This is a genomic window from Roseovarius sp. SCSIO 43702, assembly GCF_019599045.1.
Taxonomy (GTDB): domain Bacteria; phylum Pseudomonadota; class Alphaproteobacteria; order Rhodobacterales; family Rhodobacteraceae; genus Roseovarius.
Map to the genome: position 1 here is coordinate 962,388 of NZ_CP080623.1, position 14,638 is coordinate 977,025.

The 14,638-nt window shown below is 67.5% G+C and carries 11 protein-coding genes; 5 read left to right on the forward strand and 6 right to left on the reverse strand.

Annotated elements, in window-relative coordinates; translation table 11 throughout:
- Positions 1-6: 6 nt before the first annotated feature.
- Positions 7-1,053 carry a rod shape-determining protein gene (locus K1T73_RS04530; protein ID WP_220602790.1) on the reverse strand — a complete coding sequence of 349 codons (1,047 nt, stop codon included), beginning with the start codon at positions 1,051-1,053 and terminating at the stop codon, positions 7-9.
- A gap of 198 nt (positions 1,054-1,251) precedes the next feature.
- Positions 1,252-2,616: a formimidoylglutamate deiminase gene (locus K1T73_RS04535; RefSeq protein ID WP_220602791.1), complete on the reverse strand. Its 1,365-nt coding sequence runs from the start codon at positions 2,614-2,616 to the stop codon at positions 1,252-1,254.
- A 79-nt stretch (positions 2,617-2,695) separates the two neighbouring features.
- Between K1T73_RS04535 and hutI the strand changes: the two genes are divergently transcribed.
- From hutI to hutU, 3 genes are read left to right on the forward strand one after another with little or no spacing between them, the layout of a single operon-like run.
- Positions 2,696-3,886 carry an imidazolonepropionase gene (gene hutI, locus K1T73_RS04540; protein ID WP_220602792.1) on the forward strand — a complete coding sequence of 397 codons (1,191 nt, stop codon included), beginning with the start codon at positions 2,696-2,698 and terminating at the stop codon, positions 3,884-3,886.
- Complete coding sequence (gene hutH / locus K1T73_RS04545; protein ID WP_220602793.1) at positions 3,883-5,418, forward strand: histidine ammonia-lyase; 1,536 nt, start codon at positions 3,883-3,885, stop codon at positions 5,416-5,418. Before hutI ends, hutH begins: the two co-directional genes overlap by 4 nt.
- Positions 5,419-5,437: 19 nt before the next feature.
- Positions 5,438-7,111: a urocanate hydratase gene (gene hutU / locus K1T73_RS04550; protein WP_220602794.1), complete on the forward strand. Its 1,674-nt coding sequence runs from the start codon at positions 5,438-5,440 to the stop codon at positions 7,109-7,111.
- Positions 7,112-7,327: 216 nt separating this feature from the next.
- On the opposite strand, the gene K1T73_RS04555 is transcribed toward hutU, so the two are convergent.
- From K1T73_RS04555 to K1T73_RS04570, 4 genes are read right to left on the reverse strand one after another with little or no spacing between them, the layout of a single operon-like run.
- Positions 7,328-8,179 (reverse strand): metal ABC transporter permease, encoded by an 852-nt coding sequence (locus K1T73_RS04555; RefSeq protein ID WP_310794407.1) that lies wholly within the window; start codon positions 8,177-8,179, stop codon positions 7,328-7,330.
- Positions 8,179-9,054: a metal ABC transporter permease gene (locus K1T73_RS04560; RefSeq protein ID WP_310794408.1), complete on the reverse strand. Its 876-nt coding sequence runs from the start codon at positions 9,052-9,054 to the stop codon at positions 8,179-8,181. Before K1T73_RS04560 ends, K1T73_RS04555 begins: the two co-directional genes overlap by 1 nt.
- On the reverse strand, positions 9,051-9,932 hold the full coding sequence (locus K1T73_RS04565; RefSeq protein ID WP_310794409.1) for a manganese/iron ABC transporter ATP-binding protein: 882 nt from the start codon (positions 9,930-9,932) through the stop codon (positions 9,051-9,053). The genes K1T73_RS04560 and K1T73_RS04565 overlap by 4 nt, the downstream gene beginning before the upstream one ends.
- Positions 9,929-10,840, reverse strand: a complete 912-nt coding sequence (locus K1T73_RS04570) for a metal ABC transporter substrate-binding protein (RefSeq protein WP_220602796.1) — start codon at positions 10,838-10,840, stop codon at positions 9,929-9,931. Before K1T73_RS04570 ends, K1T73_RS04565 begins: the two co-directional genes overlap by 4 nt.
- Positions 10,841-11,009: 169 nt before the next feature.
- On the opposite strand from K1T73_RS04570, the gene hdhA reads away from it, so the two are divergent.
- Positions 11,010-11,777, forward strand: a complete 768-nt coding sequence (gene hdhA, locus K1T73_RS04575; RefSeq protein WP_220602797.1) for a 7-alpha-hydroxysteroid dehydrogenase — start codon at positions 11,010-11,012, stop codon at positions 11,775-11,777.
- A 148-nt stretch (positions 11,778-11,925) separates the two neighbouring features.
- Positions 11,926-14,598, forward strand: a complete 2,673-nt coding sequence (locus K1T73_RS04580) for a molybdopterin-dependent oxidoreductase (protein ID WP_220602798.1) — start codon at positions 11,926-11,928, stop codon at positions 14,596-14,598.
- Positions 14,599-14,638 lie beyond the last annotated feature (40 nt).

Consider the following 14,638-nt stretch of genomic DNA (forward strand, 5'->3'; position numbering starts at 1 on the left):
ACCACGTCAGCTGTCGTAGTCGATGGCGTGGCGAAGTTGCTTTTCATACTCGAGCGCCTTGCCGGTGCCGAGCGCCACGCAGTTGAGCGATTCGTCGGCAATGCTCACGGCAAGGCCGGTCTGCTCACGCAGCGCCAGGTCGAGATCGCCCAGAAGCGCGCCGCCCCCGGTCAGCATCACGCCCCGGTCCACGATGTCGGCGGCAAGGTCGGGCGGTGTCGCCTCGAGCGCGGTCATCACCGCCTCGCAGATCTGCTGCACCGGCTCGGCCAGCGCCTCGGCGATCTGCGCCTGGCTCACCTCGGTTTCCTTGGGCACCCCGTTGAGAAGGTCGCGGCCCCTGATCTGCATCGACGCGCCGCGCCCGTCATCGGGCATCCGTGCCGTGCCGATCGAGGTCTTGATCCGCTCGGCGGTCGAATCGCCCACCAGCAGGTTCTGCTGCCGGCGCAGGTAATTGATGATCGCCTCGTCCATCCGGTCGCCGCCGACGCGGACCGAGCGGGCATAGACGATGTCGCCCAGCGACAGCACCGCCACCTCGGTGGTGCCGCCGCCGATATCCACGACCATGTTGCCGGTCGGATCGGTGATCGGCATGCCGGCCCCGATGGCCGCCGCGATGGGCTCGGCGATGAGGCCCGCGCGGCGCGCTCCGGCGCTGAGGACCGACTGGCGGATCGCGCGTTTCTCGACCGGGGTGGCACCGTGGGGCACGCAGACGATGATCTTGGGCTTCGAGAAGGTCGAGCGGCGATGCACCTTGCGGATGAAATGCTTGATCATCGCCTCGGCGGTGTCGAAATCGGCGATGACGCCCTCCCGCATCGGCCGGATCGCCTCGATCGAGCCGGGGGTGCGCCCCAGCATGAGCTTGGCGTCCTCGCCCACGGCGAGCACCTTCTTGACCCCGTCCTTGACGTGATAGGCCACGACCGAAGGCTCCGACAGGATCACGCCGCGCCCCTTGACGTAGACAAGCGTGTTCGCCGTCCCGAGGTCGATGGCCATGTCCGATGTGAAGAGGCCGGGGATGCGGTTGAAGATGGACATGTGAGGGTGTGTCCCGTCGTTTGAATGCAAAATGGGCCCGCGCGCCATGGGCGCTGAGCCGCCTGCCTTATAGAGCGCGGCCCCTGCAGGCGAAAGGGGCAGTTTGGGGGGTGTGAGCATCAAACTGCCGGTTTTCCGGGCCGCAGGCGCGCGGCGAAGCCGCGCCCGCGCCACCCCGGCCGGCGGCGCGGTCGCGACTCAGACCTGCGCGCGCAGATCCGCGACCGCCTCGGCATAGGCGCGGGTGATGGTGACGCGGTGCATGTGCTGTCCCTCGTGGACCATATGCCGCCCCGCGGACCAGACATCCGCGACCATCGCGTCGCGCCCGGCAAAGACGAACGTGTCGAGGATCGTGTCGCCCTCAATCCCGGCAAGATCGACATGCGAGGTGTCGAGCGCCAGGAGGTCGGCCCAGGCGCCGGTCTCGATCATGCCGGTGCCGCGTCCGGCGGCCTGCGCCCCGCCGCGCGCCACGCTCTCGAAAAGGCGCCGCCCGGTCGAGATGCCCGGTCGGGCCAGTGCCGCGCGGGTGTGATCGCGCAGGCGTTGCGAGGTGTCCAGAAGCCGCAGTTCCTCGTGCAGCGAGATGAGGATGTTGCTGTCCGAGCCGACCGAGATGCACCCGTCCGCCTCCATCCAGCGGACGCCGTCGAAGATCCCGTCGCCCAGCGAGGCCTCGGTGATCGGGCAGAGCCCAGCCACCGCCCCGGTGCGGGCAAGGCCCATGGTTTCGTCCGGCGTCATCTGGGTGCAGTGAATGAGGCACCAGCGCGGGTCGAGCTCGAGCTCGGACAGGGCCCAGGTCACCGGGCGCGCGCCCCAGGCGGCTTCGACCTCGTCGACCTCGGCCTGCTGTTCGGCGAGATGCATGTGAACGGGCCCCCCGGGCACCAGGTCCGCCGCCGCGCGGATCGCATCGGGGGCGACCGCACGCAGGGAATGGGGCGCCACGCCGAGCCTCGCGTCGGCGGGCAGGTGGCGCAGGGTCTCGCCCGTCTCCTCCACCAGCCGCGCGAAGCGGTCCGGGTCGTTGCCGAAGCGCCGCTGACCGGGGCCGAGCGCGCGGCGGTCGCATCCGCCGTACTGGTAGAGCACCGGCAGAAGCGTGAGGCCGATCCCCGAAACCGCCTGCGCCGCCGCGATCCGGTCGGCCATCTCCGAGAGCCGGTCATAGGGCGTGCCGTCGGGACGGTGGTGGAGATAGTGGAACTCGACATTCGTGGCGAAGCCGGCCTCGAGCATCTCCATCTGCACGAGCGCGGCGATCGCCTGCACCTGGTCGGGCGTGATCCGGTCGAGAAAGCGATACATGAGCTGCCGCCAGGTCCAGAAACTGTCGGTCGGATCGTCGCCGCGCGTTTCGGTCAGCCCCGCCATCGCGCGCTGGAAGGCGTGGCTGTGGCTGTTTGCGGGCGCGGGCAGAAGCACGCCGAGCCGCTGTCCCTCGGGCGCGGCGCCCGTGGCGAGACCCGCGATGCGGCCGTCCTCGCCGATCTCGAGCCGCACGTCCCTTGCCCAGCCTTCGGAGGTGAGGGCGCGTTCGGCCCAGAGAACGGTCATGGCGGATGCCCCTCTTGACAAGTGATTATGTGCAGACATAAAGCAGATGCACAGGCATCACGCAAGGGGGGAAGCTGCCATGCTGCTCACGCAGGCAACGCTCGCGACGATGGAGGGCGAGGGCTATGGCCTCGTGCCCGACGGGGCCGTCGCAATGGAGGGCGAGCGTATCGCCTGGGCCGGTCCGTCGGCCGATCTGCCCGCCCGATTCGCCGCGATGGAGCGGCGCGAGATGGGCGGCCGTCTCGTCACACCCGCCTTCATAGACTGTCACACCCACATCGTCTCGGGCGGGGATCGCGCGCGCGAATTCGAGATGCGGCTCGAAGGCGCCTCCTACGAGGAGGTCGCGCGCGCCGGTGGCGGCATCGTCTCGACCGTGCGCGCCACGCGCGAGGCGGACGAGGAGTCGCTCCTGGCGCAGGCGCTGCCGCGGGTCGATGCGCTTTTGGCCGAAGGCGTGGCGGTGCTCGAGATCAAGTCGGGCTACGGGCTCGACACCGACACCGAACTGCGGATGCTGCGCGTCGCGCGCCGGATCGGTCAGGAACGGCCCGTGCGGGTGCTGACCACCTTCCTCGGGGCCCACGCGGTGCCGCCCGAATACGAGGGACGGCCCGACGCCTATATCGACGAGGTCTGCATCCCGGCGCTGCGCGCCGCCCAGGCCGAGGGGCTGGTCGACGCGGTTGACGGGTTCTGCGAGGGGATCGCGTTCCAGCCCGACCAGATCGCGCGCGTTTTCGACGTGGCGCGCGAGCTTGGCCTGCCGGTCAAGCTCCATGCCGAGCAGCTGAGCAATCTCGGTGGCGCGAAGCTTGCCGCGCGCTACGGCGCGCTGTCGGCGGATCATATCGAGTATCTCGACGAGGACGGGGTGGAGGCCATGGCCCGCGCCGGCACCACCGCCGTCATCCTGCCCGGCGCCTTCTACACCCTGCGCGAGACGCAGGCGCCACCCATCGAGAGCTTGCGCAGGCACGGCGTTCCCATGGCGCTCGCCACCGACGTCAATCCCGGCTCCTCGCCGCTGACCTCGCTGCTGCTGGCGATGAACATGGGATGCACCCTCTTCCGCATGACACCCGCCGAGGCGCTGGCCGGCGTGACGGTCAACGCGGCCCGCGCGCTGGGCCTTTCGGATACCGGGCGCATCGCCGAAGGCTGCCGCGCCGACCTTTCCGTCTGGAACGTGGCGCAGCCCGCCGAGCTGTCCTATCGCATCGGGTTCAACCCGCTTCACGCCCGCATTTACGGAGGTCGCGCATGACCCTCACGCTCACCCCCGGTGCCGTCACGCTGGACGATCTCGCGCGGATCTACCGCGAGGATGCGCCGGTCACGCTCGACCCTGCCTGTCGCCCGGATGTCGAGGCGGCCGCCGACCGGATCGCGGCCGCGGCAGAAGGGGGCGAGGCGGTCTATGGCGTCAACACCGGCTTCGGCAAGCTCGCCTCGATGAAGATCGCGCCCGAGGATACCGCGACGCTGCAACGCAACCTCATCCTGTCGCATTGCTGCGGCGTGGGTGCACCCATTCCCGAGCGGATGACGCGGCTGATGATGGTGCTGAAGCTGCTGAGCTTCGGGCGGGGCGCGTCGGGCGTGCGCTGGGCCTATGTGGAGCTTCTGCAGGAGATGCTGGCGCGCGGCGTGACGCCCGTGGTTCCGGCGCAGGGGTCGGTCGGCGCATCGGGCGATCTCGCCCCGCTCGCGCACATGACCGCCGTTGTCATCGGCGAGGGCGAGGCGAGCTATGGCGGCGAGGTGCTGCCGGGGGCCGAAGCGCTCGACCGCGCCGGGCTTGCCCCCCTGCCGCTTGGTCCCAAGGAGGGGCTCGCCTTCATCAACGGCACGCAATTCTCGACCGCCTTCGCGCTGGCCGGCCTCTTCGAGGGCTGGCGCGCGGCGCAGAACGCGCTTGTCATCTCGGCCATGTCCACCGATGCGATCATGGGCTCAACCGCGCCGTTGCAGCCCGAGATCCACGCCCTGCGCGGCCACCGTGGCCAGATCGAGGCGGCGGACGCGATGCGCGCCATCCTCGACGGCTCGGTCATCCGCGAAAGCCACCGCGAGGGCGACGCGCGCGTGCAGGATCCCTATTGCATCCGCTGCCAGCCGCAGGTGACGGGCGCGGCGATGGACGTGCTCAGGCAGGCCGCGCGCACCCTCGAGATCGAGGCGAATGCCGCGACCGACAATCCGCTCGTCCTGAAGGAGGCCGGTCTCATCGTGTCGGGCGGCAACTTCCACGCCGAGCCGGTGGGCTTCGCGGCCGACATGATCGCTCTGGCGCTCTCCGAGATCGGGGCCATCGCGCAGCGGCGTATCGCGCTCATGGTGGACCCGACGCTCTCGCACGATCTGCCGCCCTTCCTCACGCCCGAACCGGGGCTCAACTCGGGCTACATGATCGCCGAGGTGACGACCGCCGCGCTGATGAGCGAGAACAAGCACCTGGCCAATCCCTGCGTCACCGACAGCACGCCCACCTCCGCCAACCAGGAGGACCATGTGAGCATGGCCGCTCACGGTGCGCGGCGCCTCACGCGCATGACGCAGAACCTCAACCGCATCCTCGGCGTCGAGGCGCTTTGCGCCGCGCAGGGCATCGAGTTCCGCGCGCCGCTCGTCACCAGCGATCCGCTCGCCCGCGTGCTGGCGCGCCTGCGCGAGGCGGTGCCGACGCTCGACGAGGACCGCTACCTCGCGCCCGACCTCGAGACCGCCGCGCGGCTCGTGGCCGAGGGCGCGCTCATCTCCGCCTGCGACATCGCGCTGCCCCTGCTCGACAAGTGACCCCGAAAGGACCCCCCACATGACCAACCCCCGCAAGAACACCCGCGACGTCTATCCGCCGACCGGCCCCGAGATCACCGCGAAGAGCTGGCAGACCGAGGCGGCGATGCGGATGCTGATGAACAACCTGCATCCGGACGTGGCCGAGAACCCGCACGAGCTTGTCGTCTATGGCGGCATCGGCCGCGCGGCGCGGACATGGGACGATTTCGACCGCATCGTCGCGGGGTTGAAGGACCTGGAAGCCGACGAGACGCTGCTCGTGCAGTCGGGCAAGCCGATCGCGATCGTGCGCACCCATGCCGACGCGCCGCGCGTTCTCATCGCCAACTCGAACATCGTGCCGCACTGGGCCACCTGGGACCATTTCAACGAGCTCGATAAGAAGGGCCTCATGATGTATGGCCAGATGACCGCCGGGTCATGGATCTACATCGGCACGCAGGGCATCGTTCAGGGCACCTACGAGACCTTCGCCGAAGCGGGCCGCCAGCATTACGGCGGCGACCTGACCGGCAAGTGGATCCTGACCGGGGGTCTTGGCGGCATGGGCGGCGCGCAGCCCCTCGCGGCGGTCTTCGCCGGCGCCTGCTGCCTCGCGGTCGAGTGCAACCCCGACAGCATCGCCTTCCGCCTGCGCACCGGCTATCTCGACGAGAAGGCCGAGACGCTCGACGAGGCGCTCGAGATGATCGAGCGCTGGACCAAGGCGGGCGAGGCGAAATCCGTGGGCCTTCTGGGCAACGCCGCCGACATCTTCCCCGAGATCCACGCGCGCGGCGTGCGCCCCGACATCGTGACCGACCAGACCTCGGCGCATGACCCGGTGAACGGCTACCTCCCCCAGGGCTGGACCATGGGCCAGTGGCGCGAGAAGCGCGAGAGCGATCCCAAGGCGGTCGAGAAGGCGGCGCGCGCCTCGATGAAGGTGCATGTGAAGGCGATGGTCGACTTCTGGAACGACGGCGTGCCGACGCTCGACTACGGCAACAACATCCGGCAGGTCGCGCAGGACGAGGGGCTCGAGAACGCCTTTGCCTTCCCCGGTTTCGTGCCCGCCTATATCCGCCCGCTCTTCTGCCGCGGCATCGGGCCGTTCCGCTGGGTGGCGCTGTCGGGCGATCCCGAGGATATCTACAAGACCGACGCCAAGATGAAGGAGCTTTTCCCCGAGAACGAGCACCTGCATCGCTGGCTCGACATGGCGCAGGAGCGGATCTCGTTCCAGGGTCTGCCCGCGCGCATCTGCTGGATCGGCCTCGGCGACCGACACCGCGCCGGCCTCGCCTTCAACGAGATGGTGGCCAATGGCGAGCTGAAGGCGCCGGTGGTGATCGGGCGCGATCACCTCGACAGCGGCTCGGTCGCCTCGCCCAACCGCGAGACGGAGGCGATGAAGGACGGCTCGGACGCGGTGAGCGACTGGCCCCTGCTCAACGCCCTGGTGAACACGGCGTCGGGGGCGACATGGGTGTCGCTCCACCACGGCGGCGGGGTCGGCATGGGCTTCTCGCAACATGCGGGTGTCGTGATCTGTGCAGACGGCACGCCCGAGGCCGCGAAACGGCTCGAGCGGGTCTTGTGGAACGATCCCGCCTCGGGCGTGTGGCGGCATGCGGATGCGGGCTACGAGGACGCCATCGCCTGCGCCAGGGAACACGGGCTGCGGCTGCCGGGGATCCTCGGGAACTGACGGCAGCTTGCCGGCTTCGCGGCGAACCGCGCCTTCGTGGCTGTCGCGCCCGTCCGTCACGCGGGCGGGCGCTTCTTCTATCGGTGGTCGACGGGGACACGCCGGCCACCGAGCGTTGCGTTAACCTCGGGGGGCACCGCACGGTCGCACCGACGTGATACCGACGTGGATACCGACATGGATACCGACGTCCCGATCCGGCCCCATCCCCAATGATTAAAAGGCCGAATCGGTGCCCACCCGCCGCGACGCCGCGCGCGTCTGTGCCATGCGCCGCACGAAGGCCAGGATGAAGAGGCCGGTGAGGATCAGCACGATGGTCGCCGCCGGTGACGCGTCGAGAAAGAAGGACGCATAGACCCCCGCCAGCATCGACAGCAGGCACACCACCACCGACACCACGAGCATCCGGCCGAAGCTCCGCACCGCAAGGAACGCGATCGCCCCCGGCGTCACCAGCAGCGCCACCGCGAGGATGAGCCCCGTCGCCGTCAGCGTGGCCACGATGCAAAGCGACAGCGCCGAGAGAAGCGCGTAGTGCAGGAAGGTGGCGGGCAGGCCGCTGGCCCGTGCCTGCGCGGGGTCGAAGGCGTGCAGCAGAAGATCCTTCCATTTCAGCAGGATGAAGGCCGTCACGCCCGCCGAGATGAGCCCCGCGGTCCAGAGGTCCGCGCGGCCCACGCCCAGCATGTTGCCGAATAGCACATGGTCGAGATGTTCGTTCGTGGTGATCGACGTGTAGAGAACGAGCCCCACGGCGAACATTCCCGAGAACACCACGCCCATCACCGTGTCCTGCTTGATCCGGCTGTTATGCGACAGATACCCGGTCAGGAGCGCACAGGTCATCCCCGCCCCGAAGGCCCCGACGATGAGCGGGATGCCCGTCATCCACGCCAGCACCACGCCGGGCAGCACCGCGTGGCTGACCGCGTCACCCATCAGCGCCCAGCCCTTCATCACCATGTAGCACGACAGAAGCGCGGTCGGCGGCGCCACCAGAAGCGCGATCAGTAAGGCGTTCTGCATGAAGGGAAACTGGAAGGGCTGAAGCAGTGTCTCGAGCATCACGGCGCCGCCTCTTCCGGTGTGGCCCTCAAGGCGCGCGCGGCCTTCCGGCGCGCGGCCAAAAGCCCGTGTTTCGGAGCGAAGACGAAGGCACAAAGGAAAATTAACGTTTGCAGGCACACGATGATCGCGCCCGTGGCCCCGTCGAGGAAGAAGCTCATGTATGCACCCGCGAAGCTCGTCACGGTCCCGATCAGGACCGAAACCATGATGAGGCGCGGAAACCGGTCGCAGAGAAGATATGCCGTCGCCCCCGGCGTCACCACCATCGCGATGACGAGGAATGCGCCCACCGTCATCATCGCCGCCACGATGGCCGCCGAGAGGAGCGCGAAGAACACGACCCGCAGGAGATCGGGGCGCAGACCGATGGAACGCGCGTGGTTCTCGTCGAAGAACGTGACCATGAGGTCCTTCCACTTGGCCAGCAGGATCACCAGCGACACGATCCCGATCAGCGCGAGCTGGAGCGTGTCGCCGGGGGTGATGGCCAATATGTTGCCCATGATGATCGTCTGGACCGAGACCGAGACGGGGCTGACCGAAACCATGAAGAGGCCGAGGCCGAAGAAGCCGGTGAAGATGATCCCGATGATGACGTCGATCTTGAGGCCCGAGCGGGTCGAGAGGAAGAGCATCGCGCCCGCCGCGAGCCCGCCCGCGATGAACGCGCCCAGCGCGAAGGGCAGGCCCAGCATGTAGGCCCCCGCCACCCCCGGCACCACCGAGTGCGAAAGCGCGTCGCCGATGAGCGACCAGCCCTTGAGCATGAGATAGGCCGACAGGAACGCACAGACCCCGCCCACGAGGGCCGAGACCCACATGGCGTTGAACATGTAGCCGTAGGTGAAGGGCTGGAGCAGGGTCTCGATCACGGCCCGCTCCCCTCGTCGTCGGTGGCCCGCCGCTCGCCGTAATGGACGAAGGGGCGCTCGTCGTCGGTGATGATCCGAAGCTCGCGCGGATCGTCGTCGTCGTGCAGCTCGTCGCCGCCGAGCGTGAAATGCCGCAGCACGCCGCCGAAGGCCCGTTCGAGATTGTCGCGGGTGAAGACCTCGTCGGTCGGCCCGTGGGCCAGCACCGTCCCCTTCACGAGGACCGTGCGGTCGCAGAATTCCGGCACCGAGCCGAGGTTGTGGGTCGAGACGAGCATCACGCGCCCCTCGTCGCGCAGTTCGCGCAGGAGGGCGATGATCTGCTCCTCGGTCTTCACGTCCACGCCGGTGAAAGGCTCGTCGAGCAGGATGATCCGCCCGTCCTGCGCCAGCGCGCGGGCAAGGAAGACGCGCTTGCGCTGGCCGCCCGAAAGCTCGCCGATCTGGCGATGTCGATAGGCGGTCATGTTCACCCGTTCCAGCGCCTCGTCCACCGCGGCGCGGTCGGCGGGTCCGGCCCGGCGCAGGAAACCCATATGCCCGTAGCGGCCCATCATGACCACGTCCTCGACCAGCACGGGAAAGGCCCAGTCGACCTCCTCGGACTGGGGGACATAGGCCACGAGGTTCTGCCTCAGCGCGTCGCGCACCTTGTGGCCCAGCAGCGTGATATCGCCCTTCGCCACGGGCACGAAGCCCATGATCGCCTTGAAAAGCGTGGATTTCCCGGCGCCGTTCACGCCCACGAGCGCGGTGATCGTGCCGCGCGGCACCTCGAACGAGGCATCGCGCAACGCCGTGTGCCCGTTGCGGTAGGTGACGGTCACATCGCGCGCGACGATGCCGGCCGCGCTGTCCATGGCTTCGACCGGCGTCATTCGGCCCCCCCGGTCAGCCCGTCCGCCACGGTCTGCGCGGTCACGCGCAGCAGGTCGAGATAGGTGGGCACGGGACCGTCGGCCTCGGTCAGGCTGTCCACGTAGAGCATGCCGCCATAGCGCGCGCCCGTCTCGCGGGCGACCTGCCTGGCGGGGGCCTGGCTCACCGTGCTTTCGCAGAAGACGACCGGGATTTCATGCTCGCGCACACCGTCGATCACGGCGCGCACCTGCTGGGGCGTGCCCACCTGGTCCGCGTTCATGGGCCAGAGGTAAAGCTCCTTCATCCCGAAGTCGCGCGCGAGATAGCTGAACGCGCCTTCGCAGGTGACGAGCCAACGCTTTTCCTCGGGCACGGCCTGAACCCGCTCGCGCAGGGGGGCGATGGTCTCGGCGATGCGGTCCTTGTAGGCGGCGGCATTGGCGGCGTAGGTCTCGGAATTGTCGGGATCGGCCGCTGAGAGCGCGGCCTCGATATTGTCCACGTAGATCAGCGCATTGTCGAGGCCCATCCAGGCATGGGGGTTCGGCTGCCCTTCGTAGGAACCCGAGGCGATGGAAATCGGGTCGATCCCGTCGGTCAGCGTGGCCGAGGGCAGATCGCCGAGATTGGCGATGAACTGCTCGAACCACAGCTCGAGATTCATGCCGTTCCAGAGGATGAGGTCGGCGTCCGATGCCCTGACGATATCTTGAGGCGTGGGCTCGTATCCATGGATCTCGGCGCCCGGTTTCGTGATCGACACCACTTTGGCCGCGTCGCCCGCGACGTTGCGGGCCATGTCGGCAAGCACGGTGAAGGTGGTCACGACCTTGAGCGGATCGCCCTCGGCCGCCGCAAGCGGGGCGGCGGTGACCTGGGCAAGGATCGCGGCGATGATCGCGGTTCTGAGACGGCGAAAGGACATGGCACACTCCGGAGAAGTTTCTCACCTGCAAGCTATGATAATGATAATCGTTTGCAACTGGAAAGTTCCCGGCCTTGCCCAGAGACACGCGACGCCTTTCCTTGCGGGGTGGACGCCATAGGTTGTGTCGCGACCACCCGGCTTCCCAAGCGAGAGAGAACTCACCGCCATGTATGATGCCAGAAATTTCCGTCTCGACGATGCCGTCGCGCTCGTGACCGGGGCGGGGGCCGGGATCGGCCGCGCCATAGCCGAGACCTTTGCCGGCGCCGGGGCGCGGGTCATGGTCAGCGATCTTCACGCGGAGGCCGCCGAGGGGGTCGCCGCAGCCATTCGCCAGGCGGGCGGCGAGGCGGCGGGGATGGCCTGCGACGTGACCGACGAAGGCGATCTCGACAAGGTGGTCTCCGCGACGGTGTCGCGCTTCGGCAAGCTCACCGTGCTCGTCAGCAATGCGGGCGGCGGCGGACCGAAACCCTTCGACATGCCCATGTCGGATTTCAGGCGGGCCTTCGACCTCAACGTGTTCTCGCTTTTCCGTCTCGCCCAGCTTGCGGCACCCGAAATGGAGAAGGCCGGCGGCGGGGCGATCCTTGCCATCACCTCGATGGCGGCGGAGAACAGGAACAGGCGGATGGCGGCCTACGGGTCGTCGAAGGCCGCAACCAGCCACCTGGTCCGCAACATCGCCTTCGATCTCGGCCCGGCGAATATCCGCGTGAACGGGATCGCGCCGGGGGCCACGCGCACCGATGCGCTGAACTCCGTCCTGACCGAGGAAATCGAGACACGGATGCTCTCGCACACGCCGATCAACCGGCTGGGTGAACCCGGTGACATGGCCAACGCCGCCCTCTTCCTGTGTTCCCCCGCCGCGAGCTGGATCAGCGGCCAGATCCTGACCGTATCGGGCGGCGGCGTGCAGGAACTGGATTGACCTTTCTGCCCCGCCGCGACGACGCGCGCGTCTTGCGACGGCGCCCTAACATGATTCCGAGATACTTCTTCTGCCTGCCCCCCAACCTGATACCCTCATTGCGACTCAATGGCTGCACGCTTGCTCGTGAGAGTAGAAGGAGAAGCAAATGACCCGTTTCCAACCCACCCGCCGCGCTTTCCTCATGGGTGCAAGCGCCGTCGGAGGCGCCGCGTATCTCCGTGGCTCCACCGCGCTGGCCTCGATCGATCCGAACTCGTTCACCGACCGCGTCTTCCACGCCACCCATTACGGCCCGTTCGAGGCGGTGGTGCGCGATGGCAAGCTGCTCAACATCAACGCGATCACCGAACTCGACGCCCAGCCGACCGAGATGCTGATGTATGGCGTCAAGGACCGCACCTATGACAAGAGCCGCATCAACTATCCGATGGTGCGGAAATCCTACCTCGAGAACTGGGAAAACGGCGACACGAAGCCCGAACTGCGCGGCAAGGAGCCCTACGTGCGCGTGGACTGGGACACGGCCTGGAGCCTGACGGCAAAGGCGCTTCTCGACGTGGCCGAGAAGCATGGCAACGAGGCGATCTTCTCGTCCTCTTATGGCGGCTGGGCCAACGCGGGCAACTTCCGGCCCAACGTGATGCAGGGCCGGCTGATGAACCTGATCGGCGGCTGCACGAACACCCAGGGCGACTGGTCCGCCGGTGCGAGCCAGATCTGCCTGCCGCGCGTCATCGGCGACATGGAGGTCTATTCGGCTCAGACCGCCTGGCCCGTCATCCGCGACCATACCGAGGTGTTCGTCTTCGTCGGGTGCGACCCGATCAAGAACAACCGGATCGAATATACCGTCGCCGACCACCAGATGTATGGCCCCTGGGCCGAGATCCGCGACAACGGCGTCAAGTTCGTCTCGATCAACCCGCAACGCACCGCCTCCGACGAGTATGTCGGAGCCGACTGGGTCAAGATCATCCCCAACACCGACACGGCCCTCTTCCTCGCGATGGCGAACCATGTCCTGGCCGAGGGGCTGGAGGACCGCGCCTATCTCGAGAAATACACCGTGGGCGCCGACAGGTGGATCGCCTATGTCAACGGTGACGAGGACGGCACGCCCAAGACGCCCGAATGGGCCGAGCCGATCACCGGCATCGAGGCCGCGAAGATCCGCGAACTGGCCGAGTTGATGGCCACGAAGAGGACCGAGATCGCCGGCGCATGGTCGCTGCAACGCGCGCAGCACGGCGAGATGACGCATTGGGCCATCGTCAACTTCTCGGCCCTGACCGGCCAGATCGGCAAGCCCGGCCAGGGTGTCGGTTTCTCGTGGCACTACGGCAACGGCGGGATGCCGCAATCCTTCAAGTCGACGCCCACGGGCCTTGCGCAGGGCCGCAACTGGGTCAAGGGGATCTGTCCGGCGAGCCGCATCACCGAGATGCTCGAAAATCCCGGCGCGGAGTTCACCTATAACGGCCATACGGGCACCTATCCCGACGTGAAGCTGATCTTCAACGCCGGCAACAACTTCATGTCGCACCAGCAGGACACCAACCGCCTGATCCGCGCGCTCGAGAAGGTCGAAACCGTGGTCAGCGTCGATGTCTGGTGGACGGCCGCGACCCGCTGGTGCGACATCGTCCTGCCCGCCTGTTCGACCCTCGAGCGCGACGACATCAGCGTCGGCGGCACCTACTCGAACGACAAGATCTACGCGATGAAGAAGGTGATCGAGCCCGTGGGCGAAAGCCTTTCGGATTATCACATCTTCGAGGGACTGGCGGACAAGCTGGGGCTCTGGACGCAGTTCACCGACGGGCTGGATCTGATGGATCATATCGAAGCCGCCTACAACCGCTCGGCGGCCTCCAAGCACACGCCCTTCGAGCAGTTCTGGGAGCAGGGCTATGCCCGCCAGGACGCCCCCGAATCCTCGCGCAGCTGGGTGCGGCACGGCGATTTCTACACCGATCCGGAAGAGAACCCGCTCCATACCACCTCGGGCAAGATCGAGATGTTCTGCGAGGAGATCGCAAGCTTCGACCTCGAGGATTGCCCCGGCATGCCGGTCTGGATGGAGAAGCACGAATATCTCGGAAACGCGAAGGAAGGGCAGCTTCATGTCGTGAGTCCGCACCCGTGGTATCGCCTGCACAGCCAGATGGACCAGTCGGAGAACCTGCGCGACCTCTACAAGGTCCAGGGCCGCGAGCCGGTGCGGATCAACGCCCAGGATGCGGCCGACAGGGGCATCGAGGACGGCGACCTGGTCGAGCTCTACAACGATCGCGGCACGGTGATCGCCGGTGCGGTGGTCAGCGACGGGATCATGCCTGGGGTCGTCTCGCTCTACGAGGGTGCGTGGCCGTCACTTGACAGCAAGGGCCGGTGCAACTCGGGGCTGGTGAACTTCCTGACCTCGACGCAGCGATCCTCGGGGTTGAGCCAGGCGACGAGCGCCAACACGGTGCTGTGCGAGATGCGCAAATGCGAGGATCCCGAGGGTCCGAACATGGCCTATGAAAAGCCCGAGATCATCGAGGATTACGAGCTGGCCGAGATCGACGAGGATCTCCTCGGGCTCGACCGGGTCTATGAGATCACCGAGAGCCTGCTGGCCGATGCGAGCGAGGGCGAGAAGATATTCTACGAACGCTGCACGGTCTGTCACGGTCCGCGCGAGGTCTCGCACTTCACGCAGAACCAGTGGAAGGGGATCACGCCCTCCATGTTCCCGCGGGCGGGCCTCGACGAGAACGAGGCGGCACTGGTCATGGAGTTCCTCATGGAGAACGCATCGGACGCGCCGGGTTGAGGCGCGCCCGCATCACTCCGGCCGGCGGGCGGGACCACGT

Excerpts from the sequence above, each read along its gene's own strand:
- K1T73_RS04530 (WP_220602790.1), bottom strand. The coding sequence starts at position 1,053 with ATGTCCATCTTCAACCGCATCCCCGGCCTCTTCACATCGGACATGGCC.
- K1T73_RS04535 (WP_220602791.1), bottom strand. The coding sequence starts at position 2,616 with ATGACCGTTCTCTGGGCCGAACGCGCCCTCACCTCCGAAGGCTGGGCA.
- hutI (WP_220602792.1), top strand. The coding sequence starts at position 2,696 with ATGCTGCTCACGCAGGCAACGCTCGCGACGATGGAGGGCGAGGGCTAT.
- hutH (WP_220602793.1), top strand. The coding sequence starts at position 3,883 with ATGACCCTCACGCTCACCCCCGGTGCCGTCACGCTGGACGATCTCGCG.
- hutU (WP_220602794.1), top strand. The coding sequence starts at position 5,438 with ATGACCAACCCCCGCAAGAACACCCGCGACGTCTATCCGCCGACCGGC.
- K1T73_RS04555 (WP_310794407.1), bottom strand. The coding sequence starts at position 8,179 with ATGCTCGAGACACTGCTTCAGCCCTTCCAGTTTCCCTTCATGCAGAAC.
- K1T73_RS04565 (WP_310794409.1), bottom strand. The coding sequence starts at position 9,932 with ATGACGCCGGTCGAAGCCATGGACAGCGCGGCCGGCATCGTCGCGCGC.
- K1T73_RS04570 (WP_220602796.1), bottom strand. The coding sequence starts at position 10,840 with ATGTCCTTTCGCCGTCTCAGAACCGCGATCATCGCCGCGATCCTTGCC.
- hdhA (WP_220602797.1), top strand. The coding sequence starts at position 11,010 with ATGTATGATGCCAGAAATTTCCGTCTCGACGATGCCGTCGCGCTCGTG.
- K1T73_RS04580 (WP_220602798.1), top strand. The coding sequence starts at position 11,926 with ATGACCCGTTTCCAACCCACCCGCCGCGCTTTCCTCATGGGTGCAAGC.